The sequence below is a fragment of the Gilliamella sp. Nev3-1 genome (assembly GCF_001690435.1).
Lineage (GTDB): Bacteria > Pseudomonadota > Gammaproteobacteria > Enterobacterales > Orbaceae > Gilliamella > Gilliamella apicola_C.
Genome location: NZ_LZHN01000053.1, coordinates 1 through 391, shown reverse-complemented (window position 1 = coordinate 391; position 391 = coordinate 1). Strand labels below are relative to the sequence as shown.

Here is a 391-nt window from a genome sequence, read left to right as displayed (position 1 = left end):
TCACGATTGCCTATCCATTTAATTTCAAATATTCGTAATAGCATTAATAAGCACAAACAAGCATGCCGTTATAGCAGTTGTTCCCCAAAAACTAACACCAATAGAGCTAAAACAAACTATAGATGCCAATATTGTTAACATTAAAATTAATGCTTTCATTCCTCAGTTCTCAAGCTGAAAATTAATAATTTAATATTTGTTTAGGCAATCGTGAGCGGTGTGAAACTTGTTTTCACATTGCGAGGGATTCAACAACGACCGTAGGGAGGCGTTAGCTAACTCAAATTAACGTAAATATACTTCTGTTATTTGAGGTCTAAAATGCCCCAGTTCTTGCGATACGATTTCAAGTGCTAAATCTCTAGTTAATGTCATTTGAAGTTCTTTCATG

General features: G+C 34.3%; 1 pseudogene. It reads right to left on the bottom strand.

Going from position 1 to position 391, the window contains the following annotated elements:
- Positions 1–285: 285 nt before the first annotated feature.
- Positions 286–391: pseudogene (locus tag A9G40_RS15870) on the bottom strand (site-specific integrase); the annotation flags it as partial.